Below are 19693 nucleotides of genomic sequence, written 5' to 3'. Positions count from 1 at the left end.
CCGTCCACCCCTTTATCTCGAACCCAACGCGTTACGGTCCAGCGCAAGGCCCCACGGCCGGTGGGCCGTCAGTCCGGTTGCAGCATATAGCCTTCGCCACGCACGGTCTGCAAATAGCGGGGTTGTCGGGGGTCGTCCTCGATCTTGCGGCGCAACCTTGTGATCTGGACATCCACAGCCCGTTCCTGCGCGCTGTCCTCGGCCCCGCGTCCGAGATCGCCGACCAGCCTTTCCCGAGCAATGGCGACACCGGGTTGTGCGGCAAAGATCCGCATCAAGGCCGCCTCGGTAGCAGTCAGACGCACAACATCGACGCCCCGCCACAATTCGCCGCGGTCCATGTCATAACGCACCGCACCCATGTGCAACACCTTGGGCGCAGGCTCTGCCGGTTTCGCAACCGGCACCCGACGGAGGATCGCATTGATCCGCAGCAGCAGCTCCTTTGGCTCGAACGGCTTGATCAGGTAGTCATCGGCCCCTGCCTCGAACCCCTCGATCCGGTTCGCCGTTTCGCCCCGCGCCGTCAAAAGCAAGATCGGCACCGCAAGTCGCGCCCGGAGATCCCGCGTCAGCGTTATTCCGTCTTCGCCGGGCATCATGACGTCAAGAACGATCATGTCGAATTCCAGCCCGCCAAGCAGCCGCCGCGCCTGTGCGCCGTCACGGGCGACGGTGACCAGATAGCCGTTCCGCATCAGGAACTTTTGCAGCAAGCCCCGGATACGTTCGTCATCGTCGACAACGAGAAGATGTGGCTGCAATTCATTCATAGGTTCCAGTCCCTCAGTCCCTGATATTGGCGGCGCATTTCCGGGTCCATCATCGCTTCCAGTACCGTTCGAAACCCCTGAACCGCCGCAGGCCCTGCCGCACGATAGGCTGCCCGCATCCGCGCACGCTGCGCGTCCGAGAGCGCCCGCTCCAACTCGGCCCCCTTGGCCGTCAGATGCAGATGCCGCTCGCGCTTGTCGGCCCGTCCGACCCGCTGCTCGACCAACCCATCTTCGATCAGGCTTCGCAGCACGCGGTTCAGGCTTTGCTTCGTCACCCCCAGTATCGCCAGCAGGTTCGACACAGTCGTCCCCGGAGACCGATGGATGAAGTGAATCGCCCGATGATGCGCCCGCCCGTAATCCATCCCTTCCAAAATGCGGTCAGGATCGGCCGTGAACCCGCGATAGGCAAAGAACATCGCTTCGATGCCTTTCCTCAACTGCTCGTCCGTCAGAAACAGCAGCCCTTCGCCGCCCCCTGCACCATCAACCATCGCGCGCTCCTGTCACTCCCGCCAAATTTACGTCAGCCTTGTTGACTTTCCAAGCGCAGACTGTTAGCCACCTCACCGGTTTTGCGCAACTTTATGTCCGTTTCGGACCTAAATTACGCAACTTTCGCAAATTTTACCCGTGGGAGAGGGCAAATGGCTGGCTACGACGATCGCGACGGATTCATCTGGATGGACGGCAAACTGGTGGAATGGCGTCAGGCGAACGTCCACATCCTCACCCACGCCTTGCACTACGCATCGAGCGTGTTCGAAGGCGAGCGTTGCTACAACGGCAAGATATTCAAATCCTCGGAACATTCCGCCCGCTTGCTGAGATCCGGCGAGATGCTCGACATGCCAATCCCCTACACCGTCGAACAGATCAATGCCGCGAAAGAGGAAGTACTCAAGGCCAACGGCCTGACGGACGCCTACATCCGCGCCATCGCCTATCGCGGCGCGGGCGACGAAATGGGTGTCGCCTCGCTCAACAACCCCGTCCGCCTTGCCGTCGCCTGCTGGACATGGGGCGCTTATTACGGTGACGCTAAGATGAAGGGTGCGAAGCTCGACATCGCCAAGTGGAAACGTCCATCGCCCGAAACCATCCCGTGCGAGGCGAAAGCGTCGGGTCTCTATATGATCTGCACCATGGCCAAGCATGCAGCCCAGGCCAAAGGCTGTTCGGACGCCATGATGTTCGACTACCGCGGCTACGTGGCCGAGGCGACCGGTGCCAACATCTTTTTCGTCAAGGACGGCGAGGTCCACACCCCCGCCCCCGACTGCATACTGAACGGCATTACCCGCCAGACAGTAATCGGCATGCTTCGCGACATGCAGATCAAGGTTCACGAACGCCACATCGAAGCGCATGAACTGGCTGGTTTCGAACAATGTTGGCTTACGGGGACGGCAGCCGAGGTGACTCCGGTCGGCCAGATCGGCGAGTATACGTTCGAGGTCGGCGACATCACCCGCCGCGTGGCGACGGAGTACGAGGCGTTGGTTCGCGCCTGACACCAAACTCTTGACAGCAAAACGCCCGCGCCATCGCCTGACGCATTCCGGCTTGTAGGACACAAACGCATAGGCTCGCCGAACACCTCCCGGCGAGCCTATGCTTTTTCACGCTGACCGTCCGCAGGAACGATAATGCGCTGTCGGAATTATCCCGCTGACACATCAGCCACAAAATGTGGTGTTGCCGCTTCGTCTCCGGCCAAAACGGCCAATATTCCTTGGTGATGAAGCGCTGCGACCACCTTCCTCTGAGCGACGCCAATCCCGGCAAGATCCGGGAAGCCCTTGATGTGCTTCGCGCCATGAGGGGCGCGGCTCCAGATGTCGCCGCCGATCAAGGGCAACGCTTCTTCGAGACGGGACGCTTCAACAAGATGGTCTCGGCAGCAGGCGAGGCCAGATCGCCCCGTATCTTGCGCGCCAAGACCCGCGTCGGTGCCGTGCGGGTGCAGATGTTGCGCTACCAAGTGGTGCGTCAGCTCGACAGCTTCATGTCCAACCGGTCCAACGACTTCAAAGAGACCGTTCTACGATCGACAGTCGATGATGCCGTGCGACACCAGCTGCTGACGATCAACCGAGCTGGCGCGTGGTTCTCCCGTGAACCGATCAATATGGCGTCCGGGCCCCACAAGGGCGAGAAGCAAGGCCTCAAGCCGAACCACTCGCGGCGGTATCGCGCGCGGGTCGCGGCCTTCCGGGGCTTCCTCAAGACCGAGATCGGTCGGGTGCTGAACCGGGTGATCATGCAAAAGCGCCCGGCCCATGTGGTGCTCGAGAAGCTTGACTTCCGTGCGCCCGGTCTGTCGCTGTGGCTGAACCGCATTCTGGCCCGGTCGGGCCGAGTGGTGATCCGCTCGAAGATGAAGGATTTCGAGGAGCGGTATGGCATCACCTTTTCGGAGGTGAACCCGGCCTACTCGTCACAGACTTGCTCGGAGTGCGGGTTCGTCTCGAAGGCGAACCGCAAGACCCAGTCCGACTTCTCGTACCGCTCCTGTGGCCACGAGATCCACGCCGATGTGAATGCGGCGCGCAATCTGGATAGCGGACGGTCCGCTTTCGATCGGAGAGCGCGTCTCACAAAGGCGCAAAGCCTCGAAGCCACCATAAGGCGGCATCTCGAGCGTATCACGACCCGGGATCGGGTGATCCCGGCTGCGGTGCTCAGCAGTCCCTATTACCGGGCCTCAAAAGCAGCCGCAGAGGTCTTGCTGACAAAGAAACTACAGCCACCGGATCCACAAGATCTGGGGGCTGATGTGTCAGCGGGATAATCTCCATGCGCTGTTGTTCTGGCGCGATCTACATCCCCATTCTCGCAGTCACTATTGACCGAAATTCTTCGCATAGCAAACGTTACTAACGCAAACTAACGATGTATGTTATCGTTAGCAAATGGAGCGATTCTATGGGCATTGCCGCGACAGACGAAGATGTAGCAACAGAACTCAAGAGCGCAGTGAAGCTCCTGGGCACGCCAGGTGCCGAGCTCGACTACATTGCTGCTTTGCGAGCCTTGGCGACGGATGACAGGTATCGTCTCTTGATCAAAGGTTATCGAGAGCCTCTGCTTCCCGATGAAGCGCAGGCTCTGGAAGACGTTGGTGTAGGCATCAAAAGCGGCGCTGCAAGCATGGACCAAGCCCTGAAATCTGCCGGCTTGCTGGGCCACATCCGGGCAACAGCGCTTCCGATCGGCTTTGCGGCCAATCGCCTCGGCGTGACGAACGGTAGACTTCGCCAGCGTATCAGCGAAGGTGATCTCCTCTCCATTCGTGGATCAGATGGTCGCTCCCACCTCATTCCGGCCTTCCAATTCACTGAGAACGGCGAATTGCCTGGCTTGAGAAAGGTGCTTGCTGCAGTTCGACCAGGTGTGAAGCTTTTGACGATCTACGGATTCTTCATGACGCCACAGCCTGATCTCGAGGACGCAAATGGCGATGCAATGACGCCAGTTGAGTGGCTTATGGCAGGTGAAGACTCCAAGGTAGTTGCGGAGCTGGCTGCTGACATCTGATGCCGAAGTTCCCAGAACCACCAGCACCCGCCGTCCTGCGCACGGTTGAGCCAGATATTCTCGTGTTGCCCAAAGGCACTGCTTTGTGTCGTATCTTCTTTCGAGGTGGATTCCACCCCGTTGAGTGGAACGAATTCCGCTTCCGGGGGCCGGCAGGCTCACGGTTCGATCATCACGAGAGAGATCCGGCAGGAAATCCAACCACAGGCTTACGAGGAATCTACTACGCTGCAGGTAAAGGAGCCCTCTCCGGTCTCGGGATTTGCTTGGCTGAAGTCTTTCAATTGAGTCGGGTCATAGACACCGATCTCAACAATCCCTGGTTCACCGCTTTTTCGACAGAACGCGAACTGAAGCTATTGGATCTGCGAGGCCCGTTTGTCACCAGAATGGGAGCATCGTCTGCCATTAGCTCTGGCGCGAAGGGGCGTGCACAAAGATGGAGTAAGGCGCTATACGAAGCATTCCCAGACGTAGATGGTATCGTCTATCCACCCTCGATGGGCGGAGGGTGTGATGCCTTTGCTCTCTACGAAAAATCGACGAACGCCCTTCCCTCTGCCCCGAGATTTCATCGCCCCCTCAACGATCCAAGCCTCAGTCCAGAAATTCTGCGCGCTGCAAGCAAAATTGGATACCTAATGGCATTGGCTTGAAACTGACTGCATTTTACAGGAATGGTGAAGGTGACTATCCAGTTGACACATCGACCGCCAGATCTTGCGGATCTGGCGGTTGAAGCTGGCGAGAGCCAAAGCGGACAGTAGGGACTGTCCGGCACCGCTTGGCAGGTCCATGTCCTACCAGACGGAATGCGTCAGTCATCGCCCGGGCGTTTTCCTTTATCAATCGGGTGGCTCAGGCGACCACGGTCTCGACTTCGATGTTTCCCTTGGTCGCGTGCGAATAGGGGCAGATGAAATGACCACGCTCGGCAATCCTTTCTGCCACTCCGCGCTCGACTCCCGGCATAGTCACGACAAGCTTTACCTTCAGCCCGAACCCCCCTTCGCTGCGCCCGCCGATCGCAACATGTGCGTCCACGGTTGCCGCATCCGGCACTGCACCTAGCTTCTCGAGACCGGCCACGTAGCGCATCGCACCCAAATAGCAGGCAGCATAACCCAGCGCGAACAGCTCTTCCGGGTTATGCCCAGCACCCGAACCCCCCAACTCTTTGGGGCTTGTCATCGTCACCGTCAGTTTTCCATCGGCCAGCTTGGCAAGCCCGTTCCGCCCGCCTCCGGTCGCCTGTGCTTCGGTCCAGTACTTCGGGTCGATACCCATGGATTTCTCCTTTATCGTTTGCGATTATATCGTATGCGATATTAATAGCAGCAGTTCTCACCGACTGTCAATCGCTTGCGCTTCCATCGTGTACGATATAACTTTGAGCGATGTCTGTAAAACCGCCCTTAACACCGCCGGAAATGCTGTGCTTCGCGCTCTATTCTGCGGCACATGCGATGCAGGCAGCCTATAAGCCCCTGCTTGACCCGCTAGGGCTCACCTATCCGCAATACCTGGCTCTCGCTGCGCTGTGGTCCCAAGACGGCCAGACGGTGGGCCAGGTAAGCGCCACACTACGCCTCGACAGCAACACCCTCACCCCGCTTCTCAAACGGCTTGAGCAATCGGGCTACCTGACGCGCAGCCGGGATCCGGCCGACGAAAGGCAAGTGCGACTGAACCTAACCGAAAGGGGCCACGCCATTCGCGAACAAGCCGCCTCTGTCCCGCAATGTTTCCTTGACCTCACGGGGCTTGGCCAAACCGAAGCCGCTACGCTGCGCGACGACCTGACAGCCCTCCGAAACAGGATGCGCCCGCGCTAGGCTCTTGGTACCCGCGAGCCAGCCGTATAAACTCCACCACCCTCCTCCCACTCGCCACACTCTCGCTTCGGTGCCACCACCCCCGACCCTGCCGCGCGATGCGAAAAAATGCCCGCACCCTCCCCGAGCCGCGCGAATGTCCGTGGTCTGCAAGATGACGTGACATGACCTACCTCCCGATGCACTGATCCTAGCACCGCCGCCCCGAGTCGCTGAAGCCGGACCTTCCCCGACATGGGCACGCAAGCCATCAGCCGCCAGCGTCCGATCCGGGACCGAAGCGCTTGGGCAGATCCGTCTCGCTTTCCGCGGGTTCGTCCAGCGGCGTCGGCACCGTAAGCACCTCGCGCACCACGCCCGACACCGTATTCCCCACTGCCTGCACCGCCGAGATTCCGGCCGGAGCGGCAACGTTGACCGCCACCTGCGCCGCGCGCTGTACCCAAGCGGCTGGCACCAGCGCCGCCAGCAGTAGCCCCGCCTGCGCCAGCCCGATCAGCGTCAACAGCGCACGGAACGGCTGGCTGACGGTCTTGTGACGCAGCCGCCGCTGTGCCAGCTTAATCGTAAGCGCTGTGCCGACCCCACCTTCCTGCTGAATCCGTAAGCTGCGATGCGCCCTCGTGTGGAGATTTGCACGGGAGGTGTCAGTGGGAGTCCATCGGGAGCGCAGTATGGAGGCCGTCGGCTTTGTGGAGCTGCTGGCAGCACCGGCAGCCAAGCGGCGGTGGTCTGACGAGGCGAAGGGCCGGATGGTGGCGGAGACGCTGGTGCCTGGTGTCACGGTGAATGAGGTGGCGGGTCGGCATGGGGTGAAGGCCAACCACCTGTCTTCGTGGCGGACGCTTGCGCGGCAGGGCAAGCTGGTCGTGCCAGAGGTAACGGGAGCCGAGTTCGCCGCGCCGGTGGCGACGGCGCAGGCAGTGGACACGCCTGTTTCAACTGCGTCGATTGATCTGTTGATCGGCCCTGTGACGATACGGCTGGATGTTGCCACACCTGCGGCACGGCTCGCGGAACTGATCATGGCATTGCGGGCTTTCCCGTGATCTTCCCGTCGAACCGGGTGCGGATCATGGTGGCGACGAAGCCCATCGACTTCCGCAAGGGCCACGACAGCCTGGCCGCGATGGTGAAGAATGAGCTGCGCAAGGACCCGTTCACCGGGACAGTCTTCGTGTTCCGCGCGAAGAAGGCGGACCGGTTGAAGCTCTTGTATTGGGACGGCACCGGTCTGGTGATGGCCTACAAGCGGCTGGAAGAACACAGCTTCACCTGGCCCGCCGTTAAGGACGGGGTCATGATGCTGAACCATGCGCAGTTCGAGGCGCTGTTTGCGGGGCTCGATTGGCGGCGCGTTCGGGCCGTCGCGGCGAAGGCTCCCAAAGCCGTGGAATGACCGGTTCTGCCCTGCGGCAGGATGACTCATCGTGCTCTTTCCGGAGGCATAGCCCATGGTGGTTTGGTAAACATCAGCCATGCCAGAGACCGCTGATCTGCTTGAAGAAATTGCTGCGCTGAAGGCGATGCTGATTGCCGCGGACGCACGTGACAAGCGCAAGGACGAGCGCATCGCACGGCTAGAAAAGCTGGTCGCGGCCTTCAAGCAGGCGGTCTTCGGCCGTAAATCGGAAAAGGGCGATCCGGACCAGTTCGAACTGGCGCTGGAAGATCTGGAAACGGCCATGGCCGTGATCCATGCCGAAGAGGATGCCGCGGATCGGGCCGCCAAGCGCCCCGCCAAACCGCGTGCCGCCAATCGTGGATTGCTGCCAAAGCACCTGCCGCGCATCGAGGAGATCATCGAGCCGGACAGCCTGACCTGCGCTTGCGGTGGCTGCCTGCATTGCATCGGCGAGGATGTGTCGGAACGGCTCGACATCGTGCCCGCCCAGTTCCGTGTCATCGTCACCCGCCGACCCAAATATGCCTGCCGGTCCTGCACCGATGGCGTGGTTCAGGCGGCTGCCCCCGCGCGGCTGATCCCGGGCGGCATGCCGACCGAAGCCACGGTCGCCCATGTGCTGGTCAGCAAGTATGCCGACCACCTGCCGCTTTACCGGCAGGCCCAGATCTACAGCCGCCAAGGCGTCGATCTCGACCGCTCCACCCTTGCCGATTGGGTGGGTCGCGCCGCCTTCGAACTCCGCCCCGTCCATGACGCGCTGATGGCGGACCTGAAGCGGTCAACCAAGCTCTTCATGGACGAGACCCGCGCCCCGGTTCTCGATCCGGGGGCCAGAAAGACCAAGACCGGATACTTCTGGGCCTTGGCCCGCGATGACAGGCCGTGGGGCGGCACGTCACCACCGGGCGTGGTCTTCACCTTTGCCCCAGGTCGGGGCGGGCAACATGCTGAGCGGATATTGAAGGGTTTTGGGGGTATTCTCCAAGTCGACGGCTATGCCGGATACAACCGCTTGATCGCAGCGGACCGGATCGGTCCGGGCATTCAGCTCGCATATTGCTGGGCGCACGCACGCCGCAAGTTGATCGAGATCACCCGCAGCGGACCCGCGCCGATTGCCGAGGACGGCGTGGCTCTCATCCGCGAGCTTTATGCCATAGAGGCCGAGATCCGCGGCACTGCCCCCGCGACCCGGCTGGCCATCCGGCAGGACCGCTCCGCCCCGATCCTCGCCCGCCTCGACGACTGGCTGGCCTACCACCGCGCCCGCGCCTCCGCAAAGTCGCCCTTGGGCGAAGCACTTGCCTACATCGCCAAATACCGCGACGGCCTTGGCCGCTTCCTGACTGATGGCCGCGTCGAGATCGACAACAACACCGTCGAACGCACCATTCGCCCCATCGCCCTGAACCGAAAGAACGCCCTCTTTGCTGGCCACGACGCCGGGGCTGAGAACTGGGCCGTCATCGCCTCGCTCATCGAAACCTGCAAGATGAACGCGATCGACCCACACGTCTGGCTCGCAAACACGCTTACCGCCATCGTCAAAGGCCACAAACAAAGCCAGATCGGCGACCTGCTCCCATGGAATTACGCCGTCATGGTGTGATCGGCACAGCGCTTACGCTTAATCCCCGGCCACCCACCAGCAAGCGCAAGCAAAAGCAGCGTCCCCTCGGGAACACGCCATTCCCCCTGCCCGGCCCGGCGCTTGTCGATGGCCATAGCGACATAGCCGAGGACGCTGGCGAAAACCGCGTATCCCAGTAGACAAAGTAGCAGGAACCCGGTCGTTCCCGGCGCGATCATACCGCGCTGAACCCGCCATCCACGAAGAGCTGCGCGCCGGTGACGAACTCGGCGTCGTCCGACGCCAGATATAGCGCCGCCCGCGCGATATCTTCTGGCTGGCCGAACCGCCCCTGCGCGGCCTTGATCGCCCCGTCGGACACATCCACCCCGTAGCGCGTCAGCAACTCAACCTCGCGCTGCCCGTGCGGGGTATCGATGAAACCGGGGCAGATCGCGTTGCACCGGATACCCTTGTCGCGGAACTCCACGGCAATCGCCCGCGCAAACATATGGCAGGCCCCCTTGGTCGCATCGTAAAGTACCTCATTCGGAGTGGCATAGACCGCGCTGATCGAAGATGTGCAGACGATCGCCCCCTTACCCTGCGCCAGCATGTGCGGAAGCACGGCGCGGGTCATAAGATACATCGACTTCACATTCACATCGAACAGGAAGTCCCAATCCTCCTCCTCGGTCTCGAGGAAGGGTTTGATGACGATTGTCCCTGCATGGTTGAACAGCACGTTTATCGGCCCGAGTGCTGCTGCAACCTCTGCTACCGCCGCCTCGACCTCTGCCTTCACCGCCACATCGGCACGCGCGAAAACCACACGGTAGCCGTCAGTCGTCAGCGCGTCCGCCAGCGCCTGGCCCGCCGCCACGTTGCGGTCGATGATCCCCACCGCCGCCCCTTCGGCCGCGAACAGGCGCGATGCTGCCCCGCCGCACCCTGTCGCCCCGCCCGAGACGATTGCGATCTTTCCCGCTAAACGCCCTGCCATCGCTACACCTCATCCTTGTGACGCTTACCTAGATTAACGCGCAGATTAGGCATGCCCACCCGTTCCCGCAAGCCGCCCCAATGCCCAGCGCGCCGCATCGGCCACCGCAACGTCCGCATCGTCCACCAAACGGGCAGCCACCACGCAAAGCGCAGGTATCCCGGAATTACCTACCGCATAAAGCACGTTCCGCACGAAACGGTCCCGTCCGATCCGCTTGATGGGCGACCCCGCAAATCGCGCTCTGAACGCCGCATCGTCCAGCGCGGCCAATTCCACCAGTTCCGGTGCCCCGACGCGTGGCTGATACCCTACCTCGCGCGCGGCTTGGGCGAACTTGTTCCACGGGCAGACGGCCAGACAATCATCGCAGCCGTAGATCCGGTTGCCCATTGACCCGCGCAACGCTTCGTCCACCGGACCCTTGTGCTCGATGGTCAGATAGGAAATGCAGCGCCGCGCATCCAACTGGTAAGGCGCCGGAAAGGCCGAAGTCGGGCAAATGTCGAGACAGGCGGTGCAGGTCCCACAATGGCTTTCCTCTGCTCTGTCCTGCGGCAGGTCCACTGTGGTAAAGATCGCCCCCAGAAAGAACCAGTTGCCCAAATCCCGCGCCAAAAGATTGGTGTGCTTGCCCTGCCACCCCAAACCCGCCGCCTGTGCCAAGGGCTTCTCCATCACCGGCGCAGTATCGACGAAAACCTTGATCTCGCCGCCCTCCTGATCGATCAGCCAGCGGCCCACCCGCTTGAGTCGCTTCTTCACGAGGTCATGGTAATCCTTGCCCTGCGCGTAGACCGAAACCGCGCCCCGGTCCGGCTGATCCAGCACCGCCAAAGGATCTTGCTCGGGCGTATAGGCCTCGGCCAGCATCACGACCGACCGCGCCTCGGGCCACAAGGCCGCTGCCGATCCGCGCCAATCGGCACGATCCGCCATCCAGCCCATCTGCCCTTGCCGCCCTTCTGCCAGCCACGTCGCCAGCCGCCCCGCAGCCTCAGGCACCGCATCCGGGGCACAGACGCCAACCTTGGAGAACCCCTCCTCCAAAGCCCGCGCCACAAGGGCCGCTTTCAAAGTGCTCGCATCTTTCATGCCGGCTCAAATATCCTTAGGAGGAGTCGCACAAGTCGCGACAGGGGCAGAATGCCCCCTTAGGATTCTCGCAGAAAATCCTGCTGGTGACAGGTCAGAAATCGAGGTCCGCATAGTGCTGCGGCGGCGGAAAGCCCGGGACCTGATCGGCCAGCAATGTGCGGAACGATGGGCGCGACTTTACCTTTGCATACCAGTCCTTCACGGTGGCCGACCGGTTCCAGTCCACATCGCTGATATAGTCGAGGCACGACAGATGCGCCGCCGCCGTCAGATCGGCCAGCGTCATCACATCCCCCGCCAGCCAGCGCCGTTGGTCCAGAAGCCAACTCATGTAATCGAGATGATACTTGATCCGGCTCGCCCCGAACTTGACGTTCTTGCTGTCGGGATAGCCCTGCCCCATGATCTTCTTGTTCATCCGCTCGTACAGCAGCTTGGAAGTGACCTCGTCCTGAAACTTGTCATCGAACCATGCGCACAGCCGCCGCACCTCGTAGCGCTGTTCGGCATCGCGTGGCATCAATTGCGGCGCGGGGTGGCTTTCCTCGATGTACTCGCAGATCGCCTGACTTTCGGACAACACCTTGTTGTCGATCTTCAAGACTGGCACCTTGCCTGCCGGATTGCGACGTAGAAAGTCGGGCGATGGTTCCCAATAGCGCTCTTCGACCAACTCTACCTCAAGCCGCTTTTCGGCCAGCGTGAGGCGGACCTTGCGGCAAAAGGGCGAAAGGGGAAAATGATAAAGTCGGATCATGACGACAGGTCACACCTTTGTAACTTTGATGAACTCCTTGCCCGCTCGGGGTGCGGATTTCAACCGTGAATAGCCGTAGCCAAGGTACACATTGGTCTATTCCTCGAAACACGCGGACCGCCCGTCGGCCGCGATGGTTTCTGCCCCGCTGATGATCGCCGCTGTACGCCGCCTGACAAAATTTGATGGCTTGGCGGCATTGCGGTTCTGCGGATCGGGCAGCACTGCCGCCAGCCGAGCCGCTTGCGTCGGCGTGAGATCACGCGCATCGACGCCAAAGTAATGCTGCGCCGCCGCCTGAACCCCAAAAACGCCCGTCCCGAACTCGGCCACGTTCAGATAGACCTCGAGGATACGGCTTTTCGACCAGAACAGTTCGACCACCGGGGTCATAGCGGCTTCCATCGCCTTTCGCAGCCAAGACCGCCCGTGCCATAGAAAGACATTTTTAACCATTTGCTGGCTGATCGTCGAAGCGCCGCGATTCGACCCCTCACTCACGGCCTCGCGGATCGCCTTCATGTCAAAACCCCAGTGCAGGCAGAAATTCGCATCCTCGGCAGCAACCGCCGACCGCCCCAAAGCGGGCGTCATCTCGTCGATCGATACCCAATCCTTCTGGATCCCGCCCAACCTCCACGCCTCACCTAATTGGTAAAGGTTGATCGGCGGCGGCACGACAGCGAACAGCAGGATCAGCGCCATGTAGAATGCCGCGATCCCGCCTAGAATGCGCCCCACCCAGATGAACACACGCCGCTTTGTCGCGCGATGTTCCGGCACGACCAATGCAGTCGATGCCTTCTTCGCACGCCGCTTCGGCGCGGTAAACGGCAGCTCTTTCTGCGGGGGGGTATCATCGGTCATGGGCTGCAGCATAGCCATGATGCGTGCGCCGCGGTCAAGGCTTGGCCTTTGGCGCAGCGCGGGCCTAGGCACCTTTCCGGCGCGGCGGGCCGTCAGGCAAAAAGGCCCCGGCTTTCACCGGGGCCTTCCAATCACTCGGCTGGAACTTTCGCCGCTTCGTCGGTCAGCGGGTGCGGCAGATGCATCAACATCTCCTTTGGGCAGATCTGCAGGAAGTTACGCTTCTCGCTTTCCCATTCGGCCAATATCCGTACCGCGATCTGAGACCCTGTCTCGGCGGCATGCCGTTCGATCAGGCCGCGCAGTTGCGCCTCCCAATGCGGATGCCCGATCCCACAAGTCACGAGCGACTCGAGGTTCATGAAGTCCTCTGCCACGCCCTGCGGATCGTAGACATAGGCCATGCCGCCTGTCATTCCGGCGCCAAAGTTGGCCCCGATGCGCCCAAGAACAACGGCTACGCCGCCGGTCATGTATTCGCAGCCGTTCGACCCGCAGCCTTCGACCACGACCTTTGCTCCCGAGTTCCGCACCGCGAAACGCTCACCCGCACGACCCGATGCGAAAAGGAAGCCGTCGGTCGCCCCGTAAAGCACGGTATTACCTATGATCGTGTTCTCTTCCGCCAGCAGCGGCGAGGACATCATCGGCCGCACCGTGATCGTGCCACCTGACAGGCCCTTGCCGACATAATCGTTGGCATCGCCCTGCACCTCGATTTTCAGCCCGCGCACTGCGAAAGCCCCAAGCGATTGCCCACAAGACCCGGTCAGTTTCACTGTCAGGTGGTCGGACTGTAGACTGTTCCGCATCCCGAACTTGCGAACGATATGGCTACTGGCCCGCGTCCCGATGGTGCGAAGCGTGTTCCGCACCGCATAGGAAAGCTGCATCTTCTCGCCGTCTTCGAAGAAGCGCGCACCGTCGCGGATGATCTCGGCATCAAGCGTATCCGGCACCGCATTGCGCGGTTTCGAACGGTCGTAGGTGATCTTCTGCGCCCCATCGACCGTGATCAGCAGCGGGTTCAGGTCAAGGTCATCCAGATTGGCCGACCCGCGCGACACCTGCGTGAGCAGGTCCGCCCGCCCGATGATCTCGTCCATCGACCGCGCGCCGATGCTGGCGAGGATCTCGCGCACTTCCTGCGCGTAGAAGGTGATCAGGTTCACCACCTTGTCCGCGCTGCCCGTGAACTTCTGGCGCAAAGCCTCGTTCTGGGTGCAGACGCCGACGGGGCAGGTATTGCTCTGGCACTGGCGCACCATGATGCAGCCCATGGCGATCAGCGCCGCTGTGCCGATGCCGTATTCCTCGGCCCCCAGCATGGCTGCCATCACCACATCGCGACCCGTCCGCAGCCCGCCATCGGTGCGCAAGGTCACCCGCTCGCGCAGGTTGTTCATGCTCAGCACCTGATGCGCTTCGGTCAGGCCCATCTCCCACGGCAGGCCAGCGTATTTGATCGATGTCCCCGGCGAAGCCCCCGTCCCGCCATTGTGGCCTGAAATCAGGATCACATCCGCCTTGGCCTTGGCCACACCCGCCGCAATCGTCCCGACGCCAGAGGCCGACACCAGCTTGACCGTCACCTTGGCCCGCGGGTTGATCTGTTTCAGGTCATAGATCAGCTGCGCAAGGTCTTCGATCGAATAGATGTCATGGTGCGGCGGCGGCGAAATCAGCGTCACCCCGGGTGTGCTGTGCCGCAAGCGCGCGATCAGCGCCGTGACCTTCATCCCCGGCAACTGCCCGCCTTCGCCGGGCTTGGCGCCTTGCGCGACCTTGATCTCCAACTCCTCGCAGGCGTTAAGGTATTCGGCCGTTACACCGAAACGCCCAGAAGCCACCTGTTTGATCTTGGCGCTCGGATTGTCGCCATTCGGTTCCGGCAGGAAGTGTGCAGGGTCTTCGCCACCCTCGCCGCTGTCCGACTTGGCCCCGATGCGGTTCATCGCCACGTTCAGCGTCTTGTGCGCCTCGGGCGATAGCGCCCCGAGGCTCATCCCCGGCGTAACGAAGCGCTTGCGGATCGAAGTGATCGATTCCACTTCTTCGATCGGAACAGGCTTGCCCAGAGACTTGATATCCAGAAGGTCACGCAGGTGTATCGGCGGATTCGCCCGCATCGCAGCCGAAAACTGCTTCCACAGGTCATAGGATGCGCGGTCACAGGCGGCCTGCAACATGTGCATCGTCTGTGCTTCCCATGCGTGCTTTTCACCCGAGCGACGGGCCTTGTAGAAGCCGCCAATCGGCAACACATCCGCGCCGCCCAGCCAGCCCTTGGCATGAACCTCTTCGACCTTCTGTTCGATCCCGTGCAAGCCGATTCCCGAGATGCGGCTGTGCATCCCCGGGAAATATTCGGCCACCATCGCGCGGGACAGGCCCACGGCTTCGAAATTCAGCCCGCCCCGATAGGACGAGACGACCGAGATTCCCATCTTTGACATGATCTTGAGCAGACCCGCATCGATGGCATCGCGGTAGCGCCGCATCGCATCTGTCAGCGACCCTTCGATCAAGCCGCGCGAAATGCGGTCTGCAATCGAATCCTGTGCCAGATACGCGTTCACCGTCGTCGCGCCACAGCCGATCAGCACCGCAAAGTAATGCGGATCGATGCATTCCGCAGACCGCACGTTGACCGAACAGAACGTCCGCAGCCCCTTGCTCGTTAGCCAACTATGCACGGCACTTGTGGCAAGGATCATCGGCATCCCCACCTTTTGCGGCCCTTGGTGTTCATCTGTCAGGATCAATTGCCCCGCGCCCGACCGCACCGCGTCTTCCGCCTCGGCGCGGATGCGCTCTAGCCCCTGCCGCAGATCGTCAAGGCTCGACCCCACGGGGAAGGTGCAATCGATGAACGCGACCTGATCGCCGAAGCGCTTCACCAGAACATCGAATTCGCTGTTGGCGATGAACGGGCTTTCCAGAACCAGAATTTCTGTCTGACTGGAGTTTTCGTCCAGCACGTTCCGCAAATTCCCGAACCGCGTCTTGAGGCTCATGACCCGACCCTCGCGCAGCGAGTCGATGGGTGGGTTGGTCACTTGGCTGAAATTCTGCCGGAAGAAGTGTGACAGCGGGCGGTAGACCGATGACAGCACTGCCGCAGGCGTATCGTCACCCATCGACGCGATCATTTCTTTGCCGTCCTCGGCCATCGGGGCCAGCACCTGCTCCAGTTCCTCGACGGTGTAACCCGCCGCGATCTGGCGCTTGCGAAGGTCGGCCCCGCTGAAAACCGCCGCTTCCGGCACATCGCGGAGCAGCGCGTTCAGTTCGACGACCTTCTCGATCCACTCGCCATAGGGGTTGGCCGCGGCCAGACGGTCCTTCATTTCGGCATCGTGGTAAAGCTTGCCATCGCGCATATCGACCGCGATCATCTGCCCCGGCCCAAGCGCGCCCTTTTCGCGGATCGTGGTTTCATCGACCGGCACCATGCCCGCTTCCGAACCCGCGATCAGCAGCCCGTCGCCGGTGATGACGTAGCGCATCGGCCGCAGACCGTTGCGGTCCAGCCCGCCACACACCCAGCGGCCATCGGTCATCGCCAAGGCAGCAGGCCCGTCCCACGGCTCCATCACGGCGTTGCAATAGGCGTACATATCGGCCCATGCCTTGGGCATGTCGGTCGTGGCCTTCGACCACGCTTCGGGCACCAGCATGGTCTTGGCCATCGGCGCAGACCGGCCCGACCGCACCAGAACCTCGAACACTGCATCAAGTGCGCCGGAATCCGAAGTACCCGACGGGATGATCGGCTTGATATCCTCGGCCGCCTCGCCGAAAGCGCTGCTGGCCATGCGGATCTCGTGGCTCCGCATCCAGTTCACGTTGCCCTTCAGAGTGTTGATCTCACCGTTGTGGGCCAGCATGCGAAACGGCTGCGCCAGCCACCACTGCGGGAAGGTGTTGGTGCTGTAACGCTGGTGATAAATGGCAAAGGACGATTCGAACCGCTCGTCCATCAGGTCAGGGTAGAATACCGCCACCTGTTCGGCCAGCATCATTCCCTTGTAGATGATCGACCGGCACGACAGCGAACACAGGTACAGCCCCTGAATCTGCGCCGCAATCGCCGCCTTTTCGATCCGGCGGCGGATGATGTACAGTTCGCGCTCGAACTGCTCGTCGTCGATATTCTTGTCGCAGCGAATCAGAATCTGCTCGATTTCTGGTCTCGTGGCGTTGGCTTTGTCACCCAGCACTTCGGTGTTCACCGGAACGTGCCGCCAGCCATAGATGTAATGCCCCATCCGCAGCACTTCGGCCTCGACGATGGTCCGGCAGCGTTCCTGCGCGCCGAAATCGGTGCGCGGCAAGAATACCTGCCCCACGGCAATCAGCTTGCCCATGTCGGGTTCATGCCCCGTGCGGCGCACCTGATCGTGGAAGAACTTGACCGGAATCTGCACATGGATACCGGCGCCGTCGCCGGTCTTGCCGTCGGCATCGACCGCGCCACGGTGCCAGATGGCTTTCAGCGCGTTGATCCCGTTCTCCACGACCTTGCGCGTCGGCTTGCCGGAAATCGACACCACCAGACCCACGCCGCAGGACGAATGTTCGTCATCGGCCTTGTACAGCCCGTTCGCATCCAGCCAAGCCCGCTTTGCCTCTTCGGCCTTTACCCAGGCGTCATCATAGAGTGTCATGGCTGTTGGCCTCCTGTGGTAAGTGCATAACGCGCGGGTGAGACCGCCGCGGGCAGCGACGACATCACCGCGTCGCAATCAAAAATCGGCTGTGTCGAGGCGAAACCGGGCTCTCCAGCTTCACTGAATTTCACGGGCGAGCCATCCATCGGCAAGAACCCCGTCCCGCCGTCCCATTGGCTTGGCCCTGCAAAGAACAGCCGCCATTTGGCGCTGATGTATTCATTGCCGTAAGATCGCCGCAACAATGTGCCATCCTGTGCGCTTTCGGAATATTCGAATTCGGTTTGCTGCAGCTCTTCGCCGTCGATGACCGCAGTTTTTCCGGTCAATGCATCATAGCCCGTCACCTCGGTCGGCGTCGCGCCATTGGTCGACAGGTTGAAACGGTAGTCATCCCGCCCTCGCGACAGCAATTCGCTGAACGAGGCCGGATCGGCGCGATCTTGCAGGACCTGGGTCGTGCCTGCACCAACATCGATGCTTTCGACCCATTCCCCTTCGGAGTTGGTGCGCGAAAGGAAGAACATCCCTTCTTGATCGAAATCAGCCCGCCACTTATCGCCCTGCGGGTCGGCGCTGCAAATGTAATGGTTCGACACGCGACAACCCTTTGACTGCACGGTCAGGAACGTCTCGCATCCGGCGGGAGGCGTGAAATTCCCTGCCGCCACCGGCCCGGCCATCAAGGCCAAAAGCAACACGCCGCGCATCACTCTGCCGCTACCGTTACGGGCTGTGCGAGATAGGCGAGCATCGCCTCGGCCGCCTCGCGCCCGTCGCGGATCGCCCAGACCACCAACGATGCCCCGCGTACGATATCACCCACGGCGTAAACCCCCGGCATGCTTGTGGCGTGGCTGCGGAAATCCGCCTTGATCGTGCCCCAGCGCGTCACGGCCAGTTCCGGCACGCCCCAAAGCACCGGAATTTCCTCTGGCTCGAAGCCCAGCGCCTGCACGACCAGATCTGCAGGCTCGATGTAGTCGGCCCCTTCGATCAACTCGGGCGATTGCCGCCCAGATGCATCCGGCGCGCCCAGACGCATCCGCTGCACCATCACTCCATCTACCACGTCGCCGCCGGTGAACCCTTTGGGAGCGGTCAGCCAGACGAAATCGACGCCCTCTTCCTCGGCATTTTGTACCTCGCGCTGCGATCCTGGCATGTTCGCCTTGTCGCGCCGATACAGGCACTTTACCGAAACAGCGCCCTGCCGGATCGCCGTCCGCACGCAGTCCATCGCCGTGTCGCCACCACCGATAACGACAACCCTCTTGCCGGATGCGTTCAGCTCGCCACGATCGTACTCGGGTACGTCATCGCCAAAACTTTTGCGGTTTGACGCCGTCAGATAATCCAGCGCCTTGACCACGCCCTTGGCGCCGACGCCCGGAGCAGAGATATCGCGCGCCTTGTAAACTCCGGTGGCGATCAACACCGCATCATGCTGGCCGCGGATCGCATCGAAGCTGATATCTTGGCCCACCGTGCAATTCAAAATGAACTGCACGCCCGACTCCTGAAGCTGTTCGATCCGCTGCATCACCACCGGCTTTTCCAGTTTGAAGCCGGGAATGCCATAGGTCATCAGCCCGCCCGCACGGTCATAACGGTCATAGACCGTCACCTGCACTCCGCGCCGCCGCAGCTCGGTCGCCGCCGCTAGCCCGCCCGGACCGGCCCCGATGATGCCCACCGAATCCGTCCGTTCCATCGCGGGAACGACGGGCTTCACCCAACCGTTTTCCCACGCCAGATCGGTCAGGTACTTCTCGACCGACCCGATAGTTACCGTGCCATGGCCCGACTGCTCTATCACGCAGTTGCCTTCGCAAAGACGATCTTGCGGGCAGATGCGGCCGCAAATCTCGGGGAAAGTGTTGGTTGCCTGAGAAAGCTCGTAAGCTTCTTTCAACCGCCCCTCTGCTGTCAGGCGCAGCCAGTCGGGGATATTGTTGTGCAGCGGGCAATGCGACTGGCAGTAGGGCACGCCGCACTGGCTGCACCGCCCCGCCTGCTCGGCCGCCTTTTCGGCAGCGAACTCGCGGTAAATTTCGTGAAAGTCCTGGGCGCGCAATGGCGCTGGGCGCTTTTCGGGCATCTCCTTGCCGACCGTCACGAACTGAAGCATGCGTTGCTTGGCCATTGAAAGGCGCCTCCCGACAG

General features: G+C 61.5%; 20 protein-coding genes. 8 read left to right on the top strand and 12 right to left on the bottom strand.

The features are described 5' to 3' along the window. Window positions 1-68 precede the first annotated feature (68 nt). Entirely contained in the window at window positions 69-773 is a 705-nt protein-coding gene (locus HYN69_RS17045) for a response regulator (protein WP_108436793.1), read from the bottom strand. After that, window positions 770-1270: a MarR family winged helix-turn-helix transcriptional regulator gene (locus tag HYN69_RS17040; protein ID WP_108436792.1), complete on the bottom strand. Its 501-nt coding sequence runs from the start codon at window positions 1268-1270 to the stop codon at window positions 770-772. Before HYN69_RS17040 ends, HYN69_RS17045 begins: the two co-directional genes overlap by 4 nt. Before the next feature lie 153 nt (window positions 1271-1423). Between HYN69_RS17040 and HYN69_RS17035 the strand changes: the two genes are divergently transcribed. The 4 genes from HYN69_RS17035 to HYN69_RS17020 all read left to right on the top strand — a co-directional run bounded on the left by HYN69_RS17035 (window position 1424) and on the right by HYN69_RS17020 (window position 4972). Further along, the gene (locus HYN69_RS17035) at window positions 1424-2290 is read left to right on the top strand and encodes a branched-chain amino acid aminotransferase (RefSeq protein ID WP_108436791.1); all 867 of its coding nucleotides are present in this window, start codon (window positions 1424-1426) and stop codon (window positions 2288-2290) included. 227 nt (window positions 2291-2517) lie between these two features. Then, entirely contained in the window at window positions 2518-3570 is a 1053-nt protein-coding gene (locus HYN69_RS17030; protein ID WP_216824622.1) for a zinc ribbon domain-containing protein, read from the top strand. 101 nt (window positions 3571-3671) lie between these two features. Then, entirely contained in the window at window positions 3672-4316 is a 645-nt protein-coding gene (locus HYN69_RS17025) for a hypothetical protein (protein WP_108436789.1), read from the top strand. Next, window positions 4316-4972, top strand: coding sequence for a hypothetical protein (locus tag HYN69_RS17020; RefSeq protein WP_108436788.1), 657 nt, complete (start codon window positions 4316-4318; stop codon window positions 4970-4972). The genes HYN69_RS17025 and HYN69_RS17020 overlap by 1 nt, the downstream gene beginning before the upstream one ends. 202 nt (window positions 4973-5174) lie before the next feature. Here the strand turns inward: HYN69_RS17020 and HYN69_RS17015 are convergent, their stop codons facing one another. Continuing rightward, window positions 5175-5603, bottom strand: coding sequence for an organic hydroperoxide resistance protein (locus tag HYN69_RS17015; RefSeq protein WP_108436787.1), 429 nt, complete (start codon window positions 5601-5603; stop codon window positions 5175-5177). A 143-nt stretch (window positions 5604-5746) separates the two neighbouring features. Between HYN69_RS17015 and HYN69_RS17010 the strand changes: the two genes are divergently transcribed. Beyond that, window positions 5747-6151 (top strand): MarR family winged helix-turn-helix transcriptional regulator, encoded by a 405-nt coding sequence (locus HYN69_RS17010; RefSeq protein ID WP_174213636.1) that lies wholly within the window; start codon window positions 5747-5749, stop codon window positions 6149-6151. Window positions 6152-6401: 250 nt separating this feature from the next. Here HYN69_RS17010 and HYN69_RS17000 read toward each other — a convergent pair whose 3' ends face one another. Continuing rightward, window positions 6402-6656, bottom strand: a complete 255-nt coding sequence (locus HYN69_RS17000; RefSeq protein WP_108436784.1) for a hypothetical protein — start codon at window positions 6654-6656, stop codon at window positions 6402-6404. Window positions 6657-6825: 169 nt separating this feature from the next. Between HYN69_RS17000 and HYN69_RS16995 the strand changes: the two genes are divergently transcribed. From HYN69_RS16995 to tnpC, 3 genes are all read left to right on the top strand, one after another. Then, window positions 6826-7200, top strand: coding sequence for a transposase (locus tag HYN69_RS16995; RefSeq protein ID WP_108434425.1), 375 nt, complete (start codon window positions 6826-6828; stop codon window positions 7198-7200). Further along, window positions 7197-7550 carry an IS66 family insertion sequence element accessory protein TnpB gene (tnpB, locus tag HYN69_RS16990; RefSeq protein ID WP_216824621.1) on the top strand — a complete coding sequence of 118 codons (354 nt, stop codon included), beginning with the start codon at window positions 7197-7199 and terminating at the stop codon, window positions 7548-7550. The genes HYN69_RS16995 and tnpB overlap by 4 nt, the downstream gene beginning before the upstream one ends. Window positions 7551-7629: 79 nt before the next feature. Then, window positions 7630-9168: an IS66 family transposase gene (tnpC, locus tag HYN69_RS16985; RefSeq protein WP_108434424.1), complete on the top strand. Its 1539-nt coding sequence runs from the start codon at window positions 7630-7632 to the stop codon at window positions 9166-9168. Here tnpC and HYN69_RS21970 read toward each other — a convergent pair. From HYN69_RS21970 to HYN69_RS16945, 8 genes are all read right to left on the bottom strand, one after another. Beyond that, window positions 9150-9284, bottom strand: coding sequence for a DUF1294 domain-containing protein (locus HYN69_RS21970; RefSeq protein WP_216824620.1), 135 nt, complete (start codon window positions 9282-9284; stop codon window positions 9150-9152). The genes tnpC and HYN69_RS21970 overlap by 19 nt on opposite strands. An 80-nt stretch (window positions 9285-9364) precedes the next feature. Further along, window positions 9365-10132: an SDR family NAD(P)-dependent oxidoreductase gene (locus HYN69_RS16975; RefSeq protein WP_108436782.1), complete on the bottom strand. Its 768-nt coding sequence runs from the start codon at window positions 10130-10132 to the stop codon at window positions 9365-9367. Window positions 10133-10177: 45 nt separating this feature from the next. Continuing rightward, window positions 10178-11227, bottom strand: a complete 1050-nt coding sequence (gene queG / locus HYN69_RS16970) for a tRNA epoxyqueuosine(34) reductase QueG (protein ID WP_108436781.1) — start codon at window positions 11225-11227, stop codon at window positions 10178-10180. A gap of 94 nt (window positions 11228-11321) precedes the next feature. Then, window positions 11322-11987 carry an FtsZ-binding protein FzlA gene (fzlA, locus tag HYN69_RS16965; RefSeq protein ID WP_108436780.1) on the bottom strand — a complete coding sequence of 222 codons (666 nt, stop codon included), beginning with the start codon at window positions 11985-11987 and terminating at the stop codon, window positions 11322-11324. Between the two features lie 96 nt (window positions 11988-12083). Then, window positions 12084-12854 carry a monofunctional biosynthetic peptidoglycan transglycosylase gene (mtgA, locus tag HYN69_RS16960; protein ID WP_108437287.1) on the bottom strand — a complete coding sequence of 257 codons (771 nt, stop codon included), beginning with the start codon at window positions 12852-12854 and terminating at the stop codon, window positions 12084-12086. A 131-nt stretch (window positions 12855-12985) separates the two neighbouring features. Continuing rightward, a complete protein-coding gene (gene gltB, locus HYN69_RS16955; RefSeq protein WP_108436779.1) occupies window positions 12986-17524 on the bottom strand; it encodes a glutamate synthase large subunit in 4539 nt (1512 codons plus the stop codon). Then, window positions 17521-18237 (bottom strand): hypothetical protein, encoded by a 717-nt coding sequence (locus HYN69_RS16950; protein WP_108436778.1) that lies wholly within the window; start codon window positions 18235-18237, stop codon window positions 17521-17523. The genes gltB and HYN69_RS16950 overlap by 4 nt, the downstream gene beginning before the upstream one ends. Further along, window positions 18237-19673, bottom strand: a complete 1437-nt coding sequence (locus HYN69_RS16945; protein ID WP_108436777.1) for an NAD(P)-dependent oxidoreductase — start codon at window positions 19671-19673, stop codon at window positions 18237-18239. Before HYN69_RS16945 ends, HYN69_RS16950 begins: the two co-directional genes overlap by 1 nt. Window positions 19674-19693: the final 20 nt, after the last annotated feature.

Origin of the sequence: Gemmobacter aquarius (assembly GCF_003060865.1) — a bacterium.
GTDB lineage: Bacteria > Pseudomonadota > Alphaproteobacteria > Rhodobacterales > Rhodobacteraceae > Paragemmobacter > Paragemmobacter aquarius.
This window is presented reverse-complemented; position numbering and strand designations above follow the sequence as displayed.

Bases quoted from the DNA above. Each gene is read 5' to 3' on its own strand.
- HYN69_RS17045 (WP_108436793.1), bottom strand. From the start codon at position 773: ATGAATGAATTGCAGCCACATCTTCTCGTTGTCGACGATGACGAACGT.
- HYN69_RS17040 (WP_108436792.1), bottom strand. From the start codon at position 1,270: ATGGTTGATGGTGCAGGGGGCGGCGAAGGGCTGCTGTTTCTGACGGAC.
- HYN69_RS17035 (WP_108436791.1), top strand. From the start codon at position 1,424: ATGGCTGGCTACGACGATCGCGACGGATTCATCTGGATGGACGGCAAA.
- HYN69_RS17030 (WP_216824622.1), top strand. From the start codon at position 2,518: ATGAAGCGCTGCGACCACCTTCCTCTGAGCGACGCCAATCCCGGCAAG.
- HYN69_RS17025 (WP_108436789.1), top strand. From the start codon at position 3,672: ATGTATGTTATCGTTAGCAAATGGAGCGATTCTATGGGCATTGCCGCG.
- HYN69_RS17020 (WP_108436788.1), top strand. From the start codon at position 4,316: ATGCCGAAGTTCCCAGAACCACCAGCACCCGCCGTCCTGCGCACGGTT.
- HYN69_RS17015 (WP_108436787.1), bottom strand. From the start codon at position 5,603: ATGGGTATCGACCCGAAGTACTGGACCGAAGCACAGGCGACCGGAGGC.
- HYN69_RS17010 (WP_174213636.1), top strand. From the start codon at position 5,747: ATGCTGTGCTTCGCGCTCTATTCTGCGGCACATGCGATGCAGGCAGCC.
- HYN69_RS16995 (WP_108434425.1), top strand. From the start codon at position 6,826: ATGGAGGCCGTCGGCTTTGTGGAGCTGCTGGCAGCACCGGCAGCCAAG.
- tnpC (WP_108434424.1), top strand. From the start codon at position 7,630: ATGCCAGAGACCGCTGATCTGCTTGAAGAAATTGCTGCGCTGAAGGCG.
- HYN69_RS21970 (WP_216824620.1), bottom strand. From the start codon at position 9,284: ATGGCCATCGACAAGCGCCGGGCCGGGCAGGGGGAATGGCGTGTTCCC.
- HYN69_RS16975 (WP_108436782.1), bottom strand. From the start codon at position 10,132: ATGGCAGGGCGTTTAGCGGGAAAGATCGCAATCGTCTCGGGCGGGGCG.
- queG (WP_108436781.1), bottom strand. From the start codon at position 11,227: ATGAAAGATGCGAGCACTTTGAAAGCGGCCCTTGTGGCGCGGGCTTTG.
- fzlA (WP_108436780.1), bottom strand. From the start codon at position 11,987: ATGATCCGACTTTATCATTTTCCCCTTTCGCCCTTTTGCCGCAAGGTC.
- mtgA (WP_108437287.1), bottom strand. From the start codon at position 12,854: ATGACCGATGATACCCCCCCGCAGAAAGAGCTGCCGTTTACCGCGCCG.
- gltB (WP_108436779.1), bottom strand. From the start codon at position 17,524: ATGACACTCTATGATGACGCCTGGGTAAAGGCCGAAGAGGCAAAGCGG.
- HYN69_RS16950 (WP_108436778.1), bottom strand. From the start codon at position 18,237: ATGCGCGGCGTGTTGCTTTTGGCCTTGATGGCCGGGCCGGTGGCGGCA.
- HYN69_RS16945 (WP_108436777.1), bottom strand. From the start codon at position 19,673: ATGGCCAAGCAACGCATGCTTCAGTTCGTGACGGTCGGCAAGGAGATG.